16 protein-coding genes and 1 CRISPR repeat array are annotated in these 19,944 nt (G+C 29.4%); of the genes, 10 read left to right on the top strand and 6 right to left on the bottom strand.

Annotated elements, in window-relative coordinates; all coding sequences use genetic code 11:
- The first annotated feature begins 15 nt into the window (after positions 1–15).
- From VJY38_RS11935 to VJY38_RS11920, 4 genes are all read left to right on the top strand, one after another.
- Complete coding sequence (locus tag VJY38_RS11935; protein WP_353680946.1) at positions 16–984, top strand: 1-phosphofructokinase family hexose kinase; 969 nt, start codon at positions 16–18, stop codon at positions 982–984.
- Positions 965–2,713 (top strand): BamA/OMP85 family outer membrane protein, encoded by a 1,749-nt coding sequence (locus VJY38_RS11930; protein ID WP_353680945.1) that lies wholly within the window; start codon positions 965–967, stop codon positions 2,711–2,713. The genes VJY38_RS11935 and VJY38_RS11930 overlap by 20 nt, the downstream gene beginning before the upstream one ends.
- A 133-nt stretch (positions 2,714–2,846) precedes the next feature.
- Complete coding sequence (rnhB, locus tag VJY38_RS11925) at positions 2,847–3,467, top strand: ribonuclease HII (RefSeq protein WP_353680944.1); 621 nt, start codon at positions 2,847–2,849, stop codon at positions 3,465–3,467.
- Positions 3,468–3,475: 8 nt separating this feature from the next.
- Positions 3,476–3,832, top strand: a complete 357-nt coding sequence (locus tag VJY38_RS11920; RefSeq protein WP_353680943.1) for a YraN family protein — start codon at positions 3,476–3,478, stop codon at positions 3,830–3,832.
- 84 nt (positions 3,833–3,916) lie between these two features.
- On the opposite strand, the gene VJY38_RS11915 is transcribed toward VJY38_RS11920, so the two are convergent.
- From VJY38_RS11915 to VJY38_RS11895, 5 genes are all read right to left on the bottom strand, one after another.
- Positions 3,917–5,731, bottom strand: coding sequence for a TonB-dependent receptor plug domain-containing protein (locus VJY38_RS11915; RefSeq protein WP_353680942.1), 1,815 nt, complete (start codon positions 5,729–5,731; stop codon positions 3,917–3,919).
- A gap of 189 nt (positions 5,732–5,920) precedes the next feature.
- The gene (rseP, locus tag VJY38_RS11910; RefSeq protein WP_353680941.1) at positions 5,921–7,273 is read right to left on the bottom strand and encodes an RIP metalloprotease RseP; all 1,353 of its coding nucleotides are present in this window, start codon (positions 7,271–7,273) and stop codon (positions 5,921–5,923) included.
- Positions 7,274–7,283: 10 nt separating this feature from the next.
- Complete coding sequence (locus VJY38_RS11905; protein ID WP_353680940.1) at positions 7,284–8,429, bottom strand: 1-deoxy-D-xylulose-5-phosphate reductoisomerase; 1,146 nt, start codon at positions 8,427–8,429, stop codon at positions 7,284–7,286.
- A gap of 9 nt (positions 8,430–8,438) precedes the next feature.
- Positions 8,439–8,945: a hypothetical protein gene (locus VJY38_RS11900; protein WP_353680939.1), complete on the bottom strand. Its 507-nt coding sequence runs from the start codon at positions 8,943–8,945 to the stop codon at positions 8,439–8,441.
- 66 nt (positions 8,946–9,011) lie between these two features.
- Positions 9,012–11,255 carry a hybrid sensor histidine kinase/response regulator gene (locus VJY38_RS11895; protein ID WP_353680938.1) on the bottom strand — a complete coding sequence of 748 codons (2,244 nt, stop codon included), beginning with the start codon at positions 11,253–11,255 and terminating at the stop codon, positions 9,012–9,014.
- A 181-nt stretch (positions 11,256–11,436) separates the two neighbouring features.
- On the opposite strand from VJY38_RS11895, the gene VJY38_RS11890 reads away from it, so the two are divergent.
- The 3 genes from VJY38_RS11890 (at position 11,437) to VJY38_RS11880 (ending at position 13,276) form a co-directional block, all read left to right on the top strand.
- Positions 11,437–12,015 carry a phosphatase PAP2 family protein gene (locus VJY38_RS11890; RefSeq protein WP_353680937.1) on the top strand — a complete coding sequence of 193 codons (579 nt, stop codon included), beginning with the start codon at positions 11,437–11,439 and terminating at the stop codon, positions 12,013–12,015.
- On the top strand, positions 12,005–12,778 hold the full coding sequence (locus VJY38_RS11885) for an AMP nucleosidase (protein ID WP_353680936.1): 774 nt from the start codon (positions 12,005–12,007) through the stop codon (positions 12,776–12,778). The genes VJY38_RS11890 and VJY38_RS11885 overlap by 11 nt, the downstream gene beginning before the upstream one ends.
- A 63-nt stretch (positions 12,779–12,841) precedes the next feature.
- The gene (locus VJY38_RS11880) at positions 12,842–13,276 is read left to right on the top strand and encodes a hypothetical protein (protein WP_353680935.1); all 435 of its coding nucleotides are present in this window, start codon (positions 12,842–12,844) and stop codon (positions 13,274–13,276) included.
- Between the two features lie 16 nt (positions 13,277–13,292).
- On the opposite strand, the gene VJY38_RS11875 is transcribed toward VJY38_RS11880, so the two are convergent.
- Positions 13,293–14,612: an NCS2 family permease gene (locus VJY38_RS11875; protein ID WP_353680934.1), complete on the bottom strand. Its 1,320-nt coding sequence runs from the start codon at positions 14,610–14,612 to the stop codon at positions 13,293–13,295.
- A gap of 180 nt (positions 14,613–14,792) precedes the next feature.
- On the opposite strand from VJY38_RS11875, the gene VJY38_RS11870 reads away from it, so the two are divergent.
- The 3 genes from VJY38_RS11870 (at position 14,793) to VJY38_RS11860 (ending at position 17,892) form a co-directional block, all read left to right on the top strand.
- Complete coding sequence (locus VJY38_RS11870) at positions 14,793–16,112, top strand: sigma-54 interaction domain-containing protein (protein WP_353680933.1); 1,320 nt, start codon at positions 14,793–14,795, stop codon at positions 16,110–16,112.
- A 197-nt stretch (positions 16,113–16,309) separates the two neighbouring features.
- Positions 16,310–16,741, top strand: a complete 432-nt coding sequence (locus VJY38_RS11865) for a hypothetical protein (RefSeq protein ID WP_353680932.1) — start codon at positions 16,310–16,312, stop codon at positions 16,739–16,741.
- A gap of 29 nt (positions 16,742–16,770) precedes the next feature.
- Positions 16,771–17,892 (top strand): C-GCAxxG-C-C family protein, encoded by a 1,122-nt coding sequence (locus VJY38_RS11860; RefSeq protein WP_353680931.1) that lies wholly within the window; start codon positions 16,771–16,773, stop codon positions 17,890–17,892.
- Between the two features lie 389 nt (positions 17,893–18,281).
- Positions 18,282–19,919: direct repeats of the CRISPR family, unit length 30 nt; unit sequence GTATGAATCGAACCATAGTGGAATTGTGAT.
- Positions 19,920–19,944 lie beyond the last annotated feature (25 nt).

The following is a 19,944-nucleotide window of genomic DNA, read 5'->3' as shown; positions in this document are numbered from 1 at the left end:
AAAAAAATTATTTTAATGATACTTACTGTAACACTTAATCCACTTCTCGAAAGAAGATTATTTTTTAATTCCATAGAATTAGGAAGAAATAACCGTTGCCTTAAAGAAACTTATGCTGCAGGTGGAAAAGGAATTAATGTAAGTAGACAGTTAAATTTTCTTGGAATACAAAATCAAGCTCTCACTTTTCTTGGCGGGAATAATGGAAAAGTTTTGCGTTCTATTTTAACAGAAGAAAGAATTAATTTCTCTGTACAATCAACAAAATCCGAAACCCGTCTTGCTGATGTAATAATTGAAAGTGATTTAAAAAGAATCACTACTTTTTTTGGAGAAAATAGCCATATTACTTTTGATGAGGTTAATGAATTCAAGATCAAATTAGAAAAAATGATTCAAAATTCTTCTATTGTAGTTTTTTCTGGTAGCTCTCCCTGTAAAGAAACAGATGATATATTCCCGTATGGAATTAGACTTGCTAATAAATATGATAAAATTTCTATTCTCGATACTTATGGAAATCATTTAGAAGATTGCTTAAACGAAGCTCCTACTGTTGTTCATAATAATTTATCTGAAGTGGAAGATTCTTTATCAATTAAATTGCATTCAGAAGATGAAATAATTAACTATTTAAAATCTCTCTATTCAAAAGGAATTAAACTTAGTTTTCTTACCGATGGAGCCAACCAGTTTTATGCTGCCAAGTTTGATTTTATTTATAAAATTTCGTTCCCGAATGTTGATGTAATTGATTCAACTGGAAGCGGCGACGCATTTACAGCAGGAATTGCTTTTGGTTTAGAACATTCTCTTGTGTTTGATGAATTTATAAAAATTGCAACTGCATTGGGCATTGCAAATGCTACTAAATTAGCTACATGCAATGTAACAAAAGAAGAATATGAAAAATATTTACCTTATATTCATGTTGAATCTGTCGGAAAGAAAATGAAAATTATAGATGATACGCCCAGGTATTAGTTTTATAATTATTTTCTTTTTAGTCTCCAGTATTACTTTCTCACAAATTATTAGCTCAATTGAATTAAACGGGAATAAAGCATTTAATGAAAAAGATTATCTGAAATGGAGTTCTATATCTAAGGGCACAAAAATTTATGATGGCATTTGTGATTCTATAAAACAGAATATTTTAAAAACACTTTTTGAACAGGGTTATTATAATTCTGAAGTTGAAGTAAAATTATATTCAATTGATTCATTAAATACAAAATTGATAATCAATGTTAATGAGAATGAACCTGCATATATATCATTTATAAAATATAATTATGATGAAATTGATTCCCTTTTTCTATCAAAATCATTTTCAGAATTAATCGGCAATATTTTCAGTAGAAGTTTAATAGAACAAACATTCGATAATATTCTTCACTATTACGAAAACAATGGCTTCCCTTTTGCATCTATAAAAATTAATTCTGTTTACTTTTACCGCGACACTTTACTTAATAGAAACAATGTTAAAATTGATATCATAATTGAGAGAGAAAAAAGATACTCAATCAATCGAATTGAAATTGATGGTAACTCAAAAACAAAAGATTATGTAGTCTTAAGAGAACTGGGAGTAAATATTGGTGATATATATAATCAGAAAAAAATTGATCAGATTACAAATAGATTGAATAAACTAAATTACTTTGAACAAATTGAAAAACCATTCTTTTATTTGAATAATAAAAAAGAAGGAGTATTAAAAATTGCTATTAAAGAAAAAGTTACAAATAATTTTGATGGTTTGATTGGATATGTCCCTGGTCAGGAAAAAGAAAAAGGATTTTTTACAGGTTTCTTAAACTTAAGCTTCAGGAATCTTTTTGGTACAGGAAGAGCAGCATTAATAAGATGGCAAAAAGAAAATAGAAAAACTCAGGAATTTGAATTGCAGTATAAAGAACCATGGCTTTTTAGTTTGCCAATAAATTTATCTGGTAACATATTCCAGAGAGTTCAAGATACAACATATACTCAAAATAATTATGGAATAAATTTAGAATATTTGGTATCTGATGAACTTTCGGCTTCTATAATCTTTAATAATCAATCTACAATACCATTTGAAAGATTTAATAAAGTATTTACTGTTTATAACTCTTTTTCTACAACAATTGGAATAATATTTAAGATCGATTCAAGAGATAACTATTACTCACCAAGAAGAGGGATTTTATTAAGTAATTCTTATAAATATTCAATGAAAAAAATAAATGGACCGAAAGATTATATTACACAACAAATGAAAACCAATCATGAATTAAAAAGATTGGAAATTGATTTTGAATTTTATAAAGAAATATTTTTAGAACAGATAGTAGCATTAAAAACTTATGTGCGTGAACTTACAGGCACTGAAATTGAAATTAGTGATATGTATCTTCTCGGTGGTACTAAAACATTAAGAGGTTATAGAGAAAAACAATTCTCAGGCAATAGAGTCATCTGGTCAAATATTGAATATAGATATTTGTTAACAGATAAGAGCTATGCATTTATATTTTTAGATTCAGGTTATTTTACAACATCAGGAAATTCTAATATGACAAAATCAGAAGATTTTAAAATTGGTTATGGTTTTGGAATGAATATAGAAACTGGAATTGGTCTTTTAGGTGTAAGTTTTGCACTTGGAAAAGGAGATTCATTTTCTAATGGCAAAATCCATTTTGGAATAATAAGTGAATTTTAATGAAATTTACTGGATAAATTTTATATGCATTATTGAATAGCTGAGTTATTTATGCAAAAAAATTATTAGAGTTTTTTGAAAAAATCTTTGTGCTTATTTTAAATCAGAAATTATAATTTAGTTTGTATACTTCATGATTGAAAAATATAACTCACTAAAAAAGTTTGACAACTCATTCATAAACTCAAATGTAAAATTAATTGCTGGAGTTGACGAGGCAGGACGTGGTCCGATTGCAGGTCCGGTTGTAGCAGCAGCAGTGATATTTGACAAAAAAAAATTCAATCCGCAAATCAATGATTCAAAAAAACTTTCTGAAAAAAAGCGTGAAGAACTTTTTGAGTGGATAATTCAAAACTGTATCAGTTATTCTATTGGCATTGTAAGTCATATTGAAATTGATGAAATTAATATTTTGCAGGCATCACTTAAAGCAATGAAAATTGCTGTAGATAACCTTAAAATAAAACCACATTTAATTCTTATTGATGGGAATAAATCTTTTTCAAATGATAATGAAATTGACATTAAAACTATTGTGAAAGGTGATTCAAAATCATTTGCAATAGCATCTGCTTCGATAATTGCAAAAGTAACAAGAGATAGAATTATGAAGGAAGCATCACTTATGCATCCAGAATATTTATGGGAAAAGAATAAAGGTTATCCAACTTTACAACATATCGAAGCAGTAAAAACTTTCGGTATAACACCACTTCATAGAAAAACATTTTTAAAAAATATTTTTGAATAAATATTCTTATGACTAATAAAGTAAAGAAGGGCAAAGAGGGAGAAGAAATAGCCTGCAATTATTTACTGGAACGAGGTTATAAAATTCTTGAAAAGAATTATCACTATGGTCACGGTGAAATTGATATTATTGCAAAAGATCGGGATACTCTTGTATTTGTAGAAGTGAAGTATAGAAAATCTCTGGAATATGGAATGCCTGAAGATTCAATTACCAAGAAAAAACAATCACAAATTAGAAAAACTGCAGAAGCATATCTTTATGAGAATAAGATTGAAAATCAATCGTGCCGGATAGATGTTATTTCAATATTACATTTGCAAAATGAAAAACCGGTAATCAATCATTATATGGATGTTTTTTAATTTTATTAAATTTCTTTTTGCTCAGAGGTTAGTATAACTACACAAAACCCCCTTCGTCAAAAAATTTACGAAGGGGGATCTTTTTTATAAATTATAATTAACACCAAATGAGATCCATCTACCGGGTAATGGCAATCCTGCAAAATCTGAACGAGATTTATTAAATATATTTGTTCCTCTTATAAATAAAAAGAATCGATTTAATTGTTTACTTATTTGTGAATCTACTATCCAGTAAGGACTAAAATTAATTCTTTCTTCAAATCTGAAGAACCAGTTATGATTGATATTGAATGGTAAATTATAACCAATACCTAAAATAAGTTGATGTCTTAAATAATCAAGTAAATACTTTGATTCATATTTACCTGTTGTTCTATCCATAGAAAGATAAGTATAATTAATCTCAATTTTATTTACAGGAATCCCGGAATTTATTTTTGCTGGATAAATCTGCAAATTTATTTCTGTTCCATATGTTTTAACATTGGCTAAATTCTCAACTATCCAGGGTGAATCTTTTGATAATCTACCCCAATCGATTATGTTATTTCCATCTTTAATAAATAATGCAATTCCTGAATTGAAAGCTTTACCAAAATATGAGAAACCAAATTCGTAGTTTGTAGTTTCTTCGTGTTTTAAATTAGGATTTCCCATATTAGCTGGACTTGTATAATAAAGTTCAGTGAATGTTGGTATACGGAAAGCTTTTCCATAAGATGCAAATATTTTAGAAGTTTTTGAAATTTTATAAGATAAATCTATCCCTGGCCAGAATTTCCATCCTATGCTTGTATAATTATAAATAAAAATTCCTGCTGACAAAGAGATATCATTTGAAAAATTAATTAGTTGTTCGGCAAATATTCCACCTCTACTTCTTTTATGATATCCAAGATTGCTACTTTTAATTTCATCTTTTGTAATTTCTGTCCCTATACTTGTAATTCCAATTGAAGATTTAAGAGAAGCCTGAACTTCGAAACCATAAGAATAAGTTTTGTGAATGTTATGATACCAGTCTGGATTTTTTTTATCCAGTATATAATCATCATCATTTCTTCTCCAGAATATTTTTGGCGATAAAGTTAAGTTGTTATTACCAAACTCAGCTGAAGTACTGAAAAGTTTTGTGGTAGTATGTTCCCATTGATTTGGGAATCTATCGGAATAGAAATTATAAGCACCAAATTTTTTATCAACATAACCAAAGAAAAAGTTAACAACACTTTTCCTGAAATTTAAATTTTGTCCAATTGAAAATGTAGTAATATCAAAATCAGTATTTTCTCTGTAGCCATTTGATTTCTTTCTGGAAACAGAAAAGTTATTTCCAGTTATACCAATTGGATAAGAAGAAAATAAATTTAATTCATATAGATTGTGTTCTCCAGCTAAACCTGATAGCGAAAGAGATTTTTTATTAGATTTTTTTGTAATAATGTTAATGGCTCCTCCAAATGCATTTGCTCCAAATAATCTTGAACCCTGACCTTTGAGTATTTCTATTCTTTCAATATTATTTAATGTAATTGGTAAGTTTAAATTATGATGACCGGTTTGAGGATCACTGATTTTTATGCCATCTATCATTATCAATGTTTGTTCAAATGTACCACCTCTAATTCCAGCATCTGCCTGAACACCTTCGCTTCCTCTGGTCTTTAAATCAATTGCATTTATATATTCCAGTAAATCCTGAACGTTATTTACCGGTAAATTTTTTATTTCATCGTTTGTAATTACAGTAACAGTTCTTGCTAAGTTTGCATATTCAATCGGAACACGATTAGCAGAAACAATTACTTCATCTAATTTATATTCTTTTTCTTGTGAAAATACTCTAAAGTTACTTATGATTATAAATGCAACAAACAGAAAATATTTCAGTTTCATTGTACCTCCTTTTTAGTTTAATTGATAAAGAAAATAATGCTGAAAAGTAAAATTATTTGAGGGGGTAGGATTCAATACTTCTGAAAATTTTCCATCCCACTTGAGTCCTGCTTTTGGCAGGTCGGGTTCTGAAAGGAAGGTTTAATTTTCAGAAGTATGGAAATGAAATTTTAATTATCACAAAAACAATTATAAGCTTATTAAATCATTGTAAATTATGAATGCCATTAGTATAAGTAAGATTATAAAACCTGCATTTTGAATTGCAATTTTTACTTTTACTGGTAATTCTCTTCTAAAGATACCTTCAAGAAAAATTATTATAAAATGTCCACCATCTAAAGCAGGGAAAGGAAGTATATTTATTATTGCTAAACTTAAACTGAGCATTGCAAGAAAATAAAGAAATGAAATAGTTCCTGAATCTGCTGACTTGGCAGCATACTGTGCAATTTTTACTGGACCACCAAAAGCCTGATTGAAAGGTATTTTGCCAGTGATTACTTTCTTTAGCATTCCAAATGTTAAAACAGTATAATTTCCAATATTAGCAATACTGTGTGTGAAAGCTGATATAATACCATATTTTTTGTATTCAAACTCTCCAGTGTAAATATCACTTACCGCAATACCAATTTTTCCTTCAATTCCGGGATTTACTCTGGTTTTAATTGTGTCATTATTTCTGAGCAAAGTTATTTCAATATCTTTTTCTTTATTTGAAGAGATAATTTCAACAACGTGTTCTCTATCAATAACTTTGATACCTGCAATCGAAATAAATATATCACCGGGTTTAATTCCTGCATCTTCGGCAGGAGAGTTTTTCATAACATCTTGAATGTAAGGTTGAGTTGGATAAGGAAATAAGATCAATCCATTTTGAGAATTTTCTGCAATTAATTTTTTAGGAAAACTAAATATTACAGTATCGTTATTTCTAAGAGCCTTAACATTTATATCCTGATTATTTTTAATAAAAATATTTTCTATAATTTCATCCCAGTTTTTTACTGGATTGTTATTAATAGAAATGATTTTATCGTAGGATTTAAATCCAATTTTTTCTGCTATGCTACCAGTTTCTATTTTATTAATAGTTGTTGTTTTAAATACCTGTTTTCCAATGAAATAGTTTATTCCCCAGAAAATGCTTAATGTGAGAATAAGATTCATTATGACGCCGGCACTGATTACAAATAATTTATGAATAGTAGGCTTTGATCTAAATTCGTATGGTTGAGGTTCGCTGGCTATAAATTTTGTATCAAGACTTTCATCGATCATACCGGCAATTTTAACATAGCCACCAAGCGGGAATAAACAAATACGATAATCTGTATTTCCCTGACTATCCCAATCTTTTGGTAAATCACCAAATGAAAATCCATTTAATTTGTTCCAGCCAAACAATCTTTTGCCAAAACCAATAGCAAAAATATCAACACGCATCTTAGATAATTTTGCTGCAGCAAAGTGTCCGAATTCGTGTATAAATACGAGTATAGCAACAGTAATGATAAAATAAATTATATAATCCATTTAGTTTCTCTTATTTAAATTTATTATTAATAAATTCTCTTGTTCTAAAATCTGCTTCGAATATATTTTCTAAAGTAGCATTGCTATGATTATTGACTACATCAAGAGCTTCTTTAATTAATTCAGGAATTTGTGAAAACTTAATTTTTCCTTTTAAAAATTTTTCGACTGCCATTTCGTTTGCTGCATTTAAAATGCATGGAGCAGTACCACCTTCTTCTATTACATCATAAGCCAGCTTTAGACATACAAATTTATCAAAATCTGGTTCAAAAAATGTAAGTTGTCCGATTTTTTTTATGTCAGTTAATATTTGGGAATAATTGAGTCTATGAGGATAGGAAAAAGCATAAAGAATAGGAAGTTTCATATCTGGCAAGCTTAGCTGTGCTTTAATTGAACCATCTTTAAACTCAACCATCGAATGAATAATAGATTGTGGATGAATGGCTATATCAATTTGATCTTTTGATAAACCAAATAACCAGAAAGCTTCTATTACTTCAAGACCTTTATTCATCATGGTGGCAGAATCGATGGTAATTTTATTTCCCATTTTCCAGTTGGGATGTTGCAATGCTTCTTCAATAGTTACATTAACAAACTCTTCTTTGCTTTTATTAAGGAAAGGACCGCCAGAGGCAGTTAATATAATTTTGTTAATATCTTTTTTATCTTCACCAACCAGACATTGAAAAATTGCACTGTGTTCAGAATCAACTGGAATAATTTCCGAGTGATACTGATTGGAAAGTTTAATTATAATTTCTCCAGCCACAACCAGTGTTTCTTTATTAGCAAGAGCTATTCTTTTCCCTTTTTTTATGGCTTCGATTGTAGGTTTAAGTCCAGCAAAACCAACAATTGCAGAAAGAAGTATATCGTAATCTTCGAATTTTGTTATTTCTAATAAGCCTTCTTCTCCTTCTAAAATCCTGCATCTGGTACCAATTCGTTCTCTTAACTCTTTTGCTTTTAAATTGTTTTTTACTACAACTGTAGCTGGATTGAATTCATTAATTTGTTCTTCGAGTAAATCAATATTATCATTTACTGTTAGACCAACGACAGAAAATTCTTCTTTAAAATTTCTGATTATATCAAGAGCATTTTTACCAATAGAACCTGTTGAACCTAAGATCAAAATTTTTTTCATAAACCAATTTTAATTTATGAATCGATGAGTAATTGCAAGTATAAAATTTATAATTACTATTAAATTGATTAACCTGTTTATTCTAAAAATAGTATTTAAGTAATTATATCCTTCTTCGTTTAGTTGAATTTTTGTATCTGAATTTTTAGGAATAAATTTTCTCAATTTTTTTGCAGTTGGAATTATATAAAAAAATATTAAAAGTAATGAAATTACCATTAATATTTGTTTAGTAGTAAGCCAGTGATTTGCTGTAAACTGAAAAAAAGTATAAACAGGATTTAGTAAAGTAATTAAAATACCTGTAATCAAAATTCCTGTTGCACTAACAATTCCATTCAGATTTGTTAGGGTAAGATAGATGTCAATGAATTTTATTTCATAATCTTGACCTTTATTTTTATTTAATAATGATTTTAAGTATATATCTGAAATAAAACTGATAAGCCATCCACCTGCAAATATTATATGTAAAGTAAAAAGAGTTGGATATAAGTACATTTTTATTCCTTTCATTTATCATTATAAATATAAAAAAAGTAGTTGAGATTTGAATAGAAATATTTTACTGATAAAATAGCATTAGTCTCTGTATGGTCTTTCAAGCCATTGGTCGATTGTAAGTTTAAGGAAGTGAATATTAATTGGTTTAGAAATATAGTCGTTCATACCTGCTGCTAAACATTTTTCTCTATCTTTCATGCTTGAATGAGCTGTAACAGCAATTATAGGAATTTGGCCAATGTGACCTGGAATCTCTCTTATTTTCTTAGTAGCAGTTATACCGTCCATATCGGTCATTTCAACATCCATTAAAACTAAATCGTATAAACCAGATTTAACTGCTTCGATAGCTTCATAACCGTTTGAGACTGCTTCTACATCATAACCAACTTCTCTAAGTATTTTACTTTCAAGGTTTTGGCTGATAGGATTATCTTCAACAAGCAATAATTTTTTTCTTTGTTTCTTTTCTGATAATTTTTCTTCTGTTTTAATTTCCTGAGTTTTTGTTTCAATAGTTTCTGGAATTTCAACTGATAATTTTTCTTTTTCATCAGCTGGCTGTAACTTGAAAAATGCATTGAAGTAAAATTTACTTCCTATTCCAACTTTACTTTCTACTTTTATATCACCGCCCATTAGCTTTACAAATTCTTTAGAAATTACCAGTCCTAAACCTGAACCTTCTTTTCTATCTTTTTTACTTTTTACCTGAACATATGGTTCAAATAAAAGAGGTAGTTTTTCTGGTGGGATTCCGTGACCGGTATCTTCCACAGAAGTGATAATTTCTACTGTATTGATAGTTCTTGAATTTTGTGTTACTGTTATTTTTACTTTTCCTTCATCTGTAAACTTTATTGCATTGCCTACTAAATTTAGAACAATCTGTCTATATCTTGTTGGATCGCCATAAATTTTTTCTGGAATTTCGGGGTCGACTTCTTCTTCAAGTTCAATTCCTTTCTGTCTGGCAGTTTGTCCCATAATAGAATAAACTTTATGAATTTCATCTCGAATATCAAATTCCACAATATCAAGTTCCATTTTACCTGCTTCAATTTTAGAGATATCTAAAATGTTATTAATTATATCGAGGAGAGATTCTGCAGCTAATCTTGCATCTCTTGCAAAAGTTTTTAATTCTTCTTTACTTTCAAATAAATCATTTTCAATTAGAGTTAAAAAGCCCATCACAGAATTCATTGGTGTTCGAACTTCGTGACTCATACTGGCAAGAAACTTTGTTTTATAATAGCTTTCCTGTTGTGCTTTTTGAGCAGCTATATCGGATTTTAATTTTTCCTGTCGAAGTGCTTCGAGTGCTTTTTGCCTTTCATTTTCGGCATGTACTTGTTGAGTAATATCCTGTATGCTCCCTTCATAATAAGTTATATCTTCATCTTCATCTACAGTTATTCTAATATTGATGCGAACTGTAATTTCGGTTCCATCTTTTTTTAAGAATTGAACTCTATAATTACGAACCTTGCCCTGTTTCTCGAGTAATTTATGAAGTAAATCCCAGTCAGCTTTTCTTGTAAATAAGTTATCTATAAAGTTTAGTTTGTAAACATCGTCTTCGGTTGTATAACCCAAAATTTTTACAAAGGCTGGATTAACAGCTGTAAATTTTCCTGTGGGTAAAATTTGAAATACTCCTTCCGTAGAATTTTCGAATATATTTCTAAATTTTTTTTCAGATAACGCAACTTCGTAACTTTTAAGAAGTGCTTCCTGTCTTAGCTTATAATTAATATAACTTGCTACTATTGCAATTACACTAATAATTAAAACAAGAACAAGAGATTCAATTAAATTAGAAATAGAAGAGATAGAAGGACTGCTTGATAAAACAGAAGAGATAAAAATAATGTTATAGTAAATAGCAACAATAACCTGATGTTTAACTTCCCAGCTTAGAAATAATGCTGCAGTAAAAATAATTAAACCAATAATGTGAGAATTAAAAGCTAAAGTTGCTGGTTCAAAATAAATCATAACACCAAACGAAGCTACAATAGAAAGGAGTAATATATGAACAAGTATTGCTGGATGTTTTTTCCCTAATTTTGTGTATGATAAAGCAAGAAGAATAAGTGCTAATAAAACTGATGTTACACGGGAAATATAAAGTTGTAAACTATGTTCTGCAAAATAGATAACTTCGAATATTAAAGCGATTCCACCAGCAGTAGCTGCAAATGTTGCTATTGAACGGAACGGGGGTATTAACTGTCTTTTGTTTTCTTCTTTAATAAACTCTTGAACTTTTATTTCAAGAGTTTTTGGTACTTGTCGTGTAGTAATAGTTTTACTCACTTATTAAATTAATTTTCCCGAAAATTTATTACAATTTTTGAGTAAGTTTAATGTGTAATATTTGAATATTAACACAAAAATTATTGATAAAATATTTTATTTACTAACAATTTAATAAATAATTAAAATTCAACCAAAAATAGATATTAAAATTAAATTGTAATTATTTTCGAGGAATTTAATGGGTGAATTTTTCTATCAAATAGATCTTGCAGTATTTTATTTCATAAATCATACTTTATCAAATACATTATTCGATAAATTCTTTGTATTTATAACCGATGTAAAAAACTGGTTCATTACTTATCTAATATTGTATCTTATACTTATTATTAAAGGAGGAAAAAGAGGAAGAATTTCTTCTATCATTTTGATTTTACTGGTAATTACTTCTGACCAATTAAGTAGTTTTTATTTAAAAAACCTTTTTGCAAGAATAAGACCCTGCAATGTTCTTAATGATGTAAATTTATTGGTTGGATGTACAAATTCATTTTCATTTCCTTCTTCACACGCAGTTAATAATTTTGCAGTTGCTTTATTCTTTAGTAAACTTTTTCCTAAGTATAAATGGATTTTAATTAGTGTTGCATCACTAATTGCTTTATCGCGACCATATGTTGGTGTTCACTATCCTTCTGATATTTTAGGAGGTGCAATTATTGGAATTATTCTTGGAATTTTATTTTCGTATCCAGTGAAATTTATTGAAAAATATTTAGAAGGAAAGAACAAAAAGGGAAATAACTATGAAAACTAAATATCAAATAGCAAAAAATTGGCTGCCCAGATATACGGGAACTAATATAGATGAATTTGGTGATTATTTGCTGCTTACAAATTTTTATAATTATGTAATAAAATTTGCAGAAAGATTTAATTGCGATATTAAAGGCATTGGTAGACCAATGCAAACTGCTACTAATAATAATGGCTTAACAATAGTAAACTTTGGTATTGGTTCTGCAAATGCAGCTACAATTATGGATTTACTCGTTGCAAGAAATCCAAAAGGTGTATTATTTCTCGGGAAGTGTGGTGGACTTAAACATTCCACTGAAATTGGAAATTTTATTTTACCAATTGCAGCAATAAGAGGCGAGGGTACAAGTAATGATTATCTTCCCCCTGAAGTTCCTGCATTACCGTCTTTCAAACTTCATAAATTTGTTTCAGATAAAATTGTAGCTCGTAATATGGAATATAGAACTGGTGTTGTTTATACAACAAATAGAAGATTGTGGGAATGGGATGAGAATTTTAAGCAATACTTAAAAAGGATTGGAGCTATCGGAATCGATATGGAAACTGCAACTCTGTTCATTGTTGGTTATGCAAATCAAATTGCAAGAGGTGCATTGTTGCTTGTCTCGGATTTACCAATGTTTCCTGAAGGAATAAAAACAGAAGAGTCTGATAAACTTGTTACACAATTATATACCGATGTTCATCTTGATATTGGTATTGAAGCTATGACAGAAATTGGTGCTAAAGGAGAACAAATAAAACATTTTACTTTTTAATAGAAGAAACCATTTATATTTTGTGATGTTCAATAAACAAGATAATTCAGAAAGGTGCTTAAAATGAAAAAAAATATTTTTATAACTCTGCTCTTAATTATGTCTTTAGTATTTAAAATTTCATTTGCTCAAAGCTCAGAAGAGAAATTGATTAAAGAAACAATTATAAACTTATTAAACTTTAGCAAAGATAAATCATTTGAAAAAGCAGCAAAACTTATTGCATATACAGGTGAAGATAAAACCCGTGAATATAAAACTTCTTTCAATCCAGTTGTAGCAGAAGAATTAAATCAGGTGAAAAGAATTTGTAAAAAAATCTCTGCATTAATGCAGGTAAGTACAAATTATGAATTTGGTAAGGTCGACATAACAAAAGAAAACAATATGAATATTTATAATGCCGAATTAATTTTTAAGAGTAATGAAGAAAAATTAATTACAAAATTTAGATTTGTAAAAACAGAATCAGGATATTTATTATTGAGTGTTAATTGATCAATTCATAATCTTTCTATATAATCAGTGATAAAACAGCAAATATATCTATTACAATTAAAATTAATGTAACTTCTTCTTTCTTGCCAAGAGCTAATTTAATTATAGTCCAAGAAATAAAACTCCAGATAATTCCATTAGTTATTGAATTTGTTAAAGGGATTAACACCATACCTAAAAATGCTGGAATAGAATCATCAAAGTTATCCCATTTTATTTTTGAAATTGGTTTCATCATAAAAACACCTACAAGAATCAGTGCAGGTGCTGTTGCTATTGGTGGTATAATTGATAATAAAGGAGAGAAGAACATAAAAGGTAAAAACAATAAGCCTGCTATTAATGCAGTAAGACCTGTCCTGCCCCCTTCTTCTACTCCCGCTGCAGATTCAATATAACTTGTTCCAGAGCTTGTGCCAAACAATCCCGAAATTGTTGTAGCAATTGCATCGACTATTAGAGATTCCTTAATTCTTCTTGGTTCACCAGATTCATCTAATAAATTTCCAGCTTCTGCTACTCCAATAAAAGTAGCAATTGAATCGAACATATCAACAAATAAAAATGAAAATATAACAGGGATATAGATGTAATTTAGAGATTCAATCAGATCAAGTTTGAAGAGTAAACTAAAATCTGGCATAGAAAATAATCCTTTCCAGGTAACAAGTGTAGTAGTTCCAAAATTAGCAGTAGCATCACCATAAATTCTTCCTATTGGAATTGTTAATAATGTAGTTATGATTATTCCCAGCACAAGAGCCCCTTTTAATCTTTTAGTAACTAAAAAAGAAGTAATCATCAATCCTATTAAAAAAGTAATTGATACAGTATCTATTTTCCCCATACTAATTAAAGTGGCTGGATTACTTACTATAAATTTTGCATTTGTAAAACCAATTAGTGTGATGAATAATCCAATGCCAGCAGAAATACCAAATCTAATTTGTTTTGGAATTGATTTTAAAATTAATACTCTGATATTCAGAATAGACAATATTAGAAATATTACTCCCGACCAGAAAACAATTCCAAGTGCAACTTCCCATTTAATTCCCATTCCTAAAACAACCGAATATGTAAAAAAGGCATTTATTCCCATTCCAGGTGCAATCAAAATTGGATTATTCGCATATATCCCCATCATAATGCTGCTGAAAGAACTTACCAGTATTGTTGCTGTCAAAACTCCTTCGAATGGCATTCCTGTTGCAGAAATGATTGAAGGGTTTACAATAATAATATACATTGATGCTAAGAATGTAGTGATTCCCGCTAAAGTTTCTGTTTTTAAATCAGTATTATTTTTCTCCAGCTGGAAATAATTATTAAGCATTTTTTATTCACTCTTAAATTTGGAAATAAATTAATTAATAATATTAATGAATTGCAATTGAAATTTTTTATTTAGTTTTTACAGTGCATTTGAAGTTATCAGATACAAATCTTGACAATGTTGTTAATAAGATATTTTTGTTATTTTTATAAATAGAAAATGAGATATTAATAACTTAATATGATAGAAAATGATTTAAAAAGCAGCATACTAAATTCATTAGCCGAAGGTATTTTTACTGTAGATAAGAACTTCAAAATAAATTTTATTAATAAATCAGCCGAGAAAATTACTGGCTTTAAAAACAGTGAAGTAATTGGAAAATTTTGTCGAAATATTTTTCAATCGGATTTGTGCATTGGTAATTGTCCAGTAGCAAGAGCAATAAAACTCGGAGATAATATTTACGATTTAAGAACCAAGTTAAAAACAAAAGAAGGCACCATTAAACTTGTTAAACTTAATGCCTCTATAATAAAAAATGATAACGATGAACCTGTTGGTGGCATAATATCTTTTAGAGATATTACTCCTTCCTTTAAAGAAAAAAACATCGGTGATTATGAAGAACATTTTTATGGAATTGTGGGACAAAGTCGCTCGATGGTGAATATATTTAATTTAATACAGGAAATTGCTTACACAGATGCCAATGTTTTAATTCAGGGAGAGACTGGAACTGGAAAAGAAATGATTGCCGATGCAATTCAACTAACAAGTAAAAGAAAAAATGAAAAATATGTAAAAGTAAATTGTGCTGTATTACCTCCAGCATTACTTGCAAGTGAATTATTTGGTCATGCAAAAGGAGCTTTTACTGATGCTATTAAAGATCGCATTGGAAGATTTGAACTGGCTGATAAAGGCACAATCTTTTTAGATGAAATTGCAGAAATGCCTCTTCAAACGCAGGCACAATTATTAAGAGTTATTCAAAATGGAACTTTTGAACGATTAGGTGAATCTATAACACGAAGAGTAGATGTAAGAATTATAGCTGCAACTAATGTTAATATTAAGGAAGCAACTAAACAGGGCAAATTTAGAGAAGATTTATACTATCGATTAAATGTTATTCCAATTGAAATTCCACCATTAAGAGAAAGAAAAGAAGATATTCCTTTTTTGATCAAATATTTTATCAAGAAGTTTAATTTACTTTATAATAAAGATATTATTGATATCGATCGACATGCTTTAGATGTTTTAATAAAATATCACTGGCCTGGAAATGTTCGAGAGTTAGAAAATGTAATTGAATTTGCTGTAATTAAAACAAAAGATGAACATATGATAACATTGTGTAATTTACCAGGGCAGGTATTGGAATATAATTCAGATGATGAATGTTTGGAAAAGGTTTTAAGAAATAATAAAATTGATACTATAGATTTATTAAAGCTTTTAGAAGCCAACAAGTGGAACAAGTCGAAAGTAGCAGAAATACTTGGAGTGAATCGTTCAACATTGTGGCGTTGGTTGAAAAAGAATCAATTGTAAATGTGTTGCAAATGCAACAGAGTATTTCACAATCCTAATTTATTATTATTAAACATCTTACAATATTTGTTGCAATTCATGCAACATCGAGATTAAATCACTCACTCTTTCTATCATTTCAAATATTCAAAAAGCTAAAAAATTCTCTTATTAATATTAAAAAAATAATGGCAAGCATTTTGTGTTAATAAATTATTATGAGCGAGATGTTAGGAAATTATCATTTTCTTATTCGGGATTACTCCTCAGCAATTGATGAACTGGAGAATTTTCTTTTAGTAAATCCCGACGACAAAAGAGCCAGGAAAAAACTAATCATCTGTTATACTCAGGTTGATGAATTAACAAAAGCTCTCAATCTATTTTACTCGTTAGTTGAACAAGATATTGATTTTATAATTAATACAGATCCAGAGAAAGAAGATTGTCCCTGCCCGGATTTAGTAAAAAAATTAGAAGATAACCAATCATTATATAATAATAAATACTGGTTTTTTATTGAACTGGGAATTTTATGGCTTTATTGTGATAAACAAAAATCACTAAAATATTTTGAAGAAGCATATGCAATAGATAGTTCAGATGAAAGAGTATTATCTATAATAAAGAAGATCAAGAACACAATTTGATTGTTAATACAAAAATGGGAGGAAATAATATGTCAAAAGAAATTACAAGAAAAGAATTTCTAACAAACACATCAAAATATGCAGTTGGTGCATTAGCAGGTGTTGTGGGCTTAAATGCTTTAGCTGGCGGAAAAATTTTAGCAAGTCCAAAAGATTATACCTGGCCATGGCCTTATCAAACTTTAGATCCAGAAGATGTAAGAATAAGAGCACATCATTTATACTGGAACGATAAGGACTGTGCCTCTGGAGTATTTGGGGCTTTTGTAGAAGCATTGAGAGAAAAGATTGGCGAACCGTGGACAACAATGCCAGTTGAAGTTATGTTGTTTGGACGTGGCGGTGGAAATGGCTGGGGAACATTATGTGGTGCATTAAATGGTGCCGCCGCTATCATAAGTCTTGTTACTTCTAAAGCCGATTCAGGTAAATTAATTAACGAAATCTGGGGATGGGGATCTTCAGAAGCTATCCCAACAAATGCAGCCAATCAAGCTGCAGTAGATGGAAAATATATTGATAAAAAGTATAATGATGTTTTACCTCAAAGTGTTAGTGGAAGTCCACTTTGTCATGCTTCTGTTAGTCAATGGTGTAATATTGCAAAGAAAAAAGTTAGCGACATAGAAAGAAAAGAAAGATGTGCTCGTCTGGCAGGAGATGTTGCAGCAAAAACTGCTGAAATATTAAATGCATTCTTTGCTCAAACTTTCACATCAACTTATGTTACACATTCATATGTTACTCAGTGCCAGGGATGCCATGGAACAGCAGCATTTAATAATGTTATGACTCAAATGAATTGTGAACCATGCCATGGAGATCCTCACAATGTTTCCGGATTAATACAAACAGAAACAAATATACCAGACGATTACAAATTATTACAGAATTATCCTAATCCATTTAACCCTTCAACTAAAATTCAATTTGCTATTCCTAAAGCAGAAAAAGTTTCTCTAATTGTTTATGATATAATGGGAAAAGAAGTAAAAAGATTGGTTGATTATGATTTATTAAATCCCGGTACTTATGCTGTTGAATGGAATGGTACAGATAATTTTGGTAATAAAGTTTCAAGTGGAATTTATTTTGCAAGAATGACAGCTGGACAATTTCAATTAACAAGAAAAATGAATTTGATAAAATAAAATTTACTCTACTGGTTTAAAACCAAAGTCGGGCAGTTCACTGTAGTTTAGTGGACTGCCTTTATATTAATGTACTCAAATTATAATAAATGTAAGTTTCAGCAATTATATGAAAAAAAAAAGTAATGATTAAAATTTATAATTCAGAAAAAGTTCAAAAATAGTGATTTTAAAAGTTTAGAAAACAGATTAAAAACGAAGGAAAATTTTTGAATCTCGAGAAAAATTTTAGAAAAATCGGGAACTCTTTTAAAAATATTTGAAAACAGACTGAAATCAAAACTTGAACCCCCCGGGGTTTTTAAATAAAATGAGGTTCAAGGAAATTTTAAATTCGTTATAGCTTGATTTTAAAACGAAAATGCATATTTTTGCAATTAAAATAGACAGTATGAATCGAACCATAGTGGAATTGTGATATAGTTTGCCCCGCTTTACAATACCCAAATGTCTCCGTATGAATCGAACCATAGTGGAATTGTGATAAGAAAAACCTCCTTTAACGAAGAAATTCTTGTAACAGGTATGAATCGAACCATAGTGGAATTGTGATAACATATTAATGATTTTTCTGTTTGTCAGTTTCATTGGTATGAATCGAACCATAGTGGAATTGTGATCACTTTCTTGTCATAGACATAAAAAAGATTATTTTTGTATGAATCGAACCATAGTGGAATTGTGATCTATTGGAGACTATTTGTGGGAGGTGCACTTTTTTCAGTATGAATCGAACCATAGTGGAATTGTGATTAACTTCTTTTATTTCTTTATCAATATTATTTTCAAGGTATGAATCGAACCATAGTGGAATTGTGATATGTTTACGATAGATTTCGATTGTTACATACTTTGTCGTATGAATCGAACCATAGTGGAATTGTGATAGCCCTCGTTCCATTTTTCACGAAGCCATTTTATATCTGTATGAATCGAACCATAGTGGAATTGTGATTCCATTTAGTTATTATAATTTATTGTAACTTCATAGAGTATGAATCGAACCATAGTGGAATTGTGATCATAACTTGCCCCTATAGTAATTTCCACTGCTTAATCGTATGAATCGAACCATAGTGGAATTGTGATTTCTTGTTGTTGAAAATACCTACCAATTAATAATTCTAGTATGAATCGAACCATAGTGGAATTGTGATATTATCGGGGAGATTAACTTTATTTAACTGTAAATCGTATGAATCGAACCATAGTGGAATTGTGATGCAGGCGGGAATTAATTATCATCTTGAGAATTCTATTGTATGAATCGAACCATAGTGGAATTGTGATACAAGAAATCTTTTGTATCTCATGTTAACCTCCAAGGTATGAATCGAACCATAGTGGAATTGTGATGCAATAAGGTTGATGCAATATGTAAAAACTTCAGTATTGTATGAATCGAACCATAGTGGAATTGTGATTTTTGAATTGCTAATAAACTATTACATAACTTCACAGAGTATGAATCGAACCATAGTGGAATTGTGATTATCTATCAGTTTATTAGAAATTTCCTCTTTGAAACGGTATGAATCGAACCATAGTGGAATTGTGATTTAATTTTTTGATATTAAATTTATGCAAACAATTATTGTATGAATCGAACCATAGTGGAATTGTGATCATCAAAAAACTTTCTATATAATACATTAGCAAATTGAGTATGAATCGAACCATAGTGGAATTGTGATTTATTGTAAGTAAGCATTCTTTCTAAAGCATTTAAGATGTATGAATCGAACCATAGTGGAATTGTGATGTTTTCATCAAACCAACTGGTGCCGCGTACGTACTGGTATGAATCGAACCATAGTGGAATTGTGATAATCTTTGGTTTTGTAAACCTCCAAAAGCTTTTACAAGTATGAATCGAACCATAGTGGAATTGTGATTAAATCTGTTTGGACTTCTTGTATTGTTTCAGTGTAGTATGAATCGAACCATAGTGGAATTGTGATTCTGCACCCGATGTTGGAGTATAACTTGTTCTAAGTGTATGAATCGAACCATAGTGGAATTGTGATTATCTCTGCCAATCTTATCTCTTTG

Origin of the sequence: Rosettibacter firmus (genome assembly GCF_036860695.1) — a bacterium.
GTDB classification, from domain to species: Bacteria; Bacteroidota; Ignavibacteria; order Ignavibacteriales; family Melioribacteraceae; genus Rosettibacter; species Rosettibacter firmus.
The sequence above is the reverse complement of the archived record's forward strand: the minus strand, read 5'-3'. Positions and strand labels throughout refer to the sequence as shown.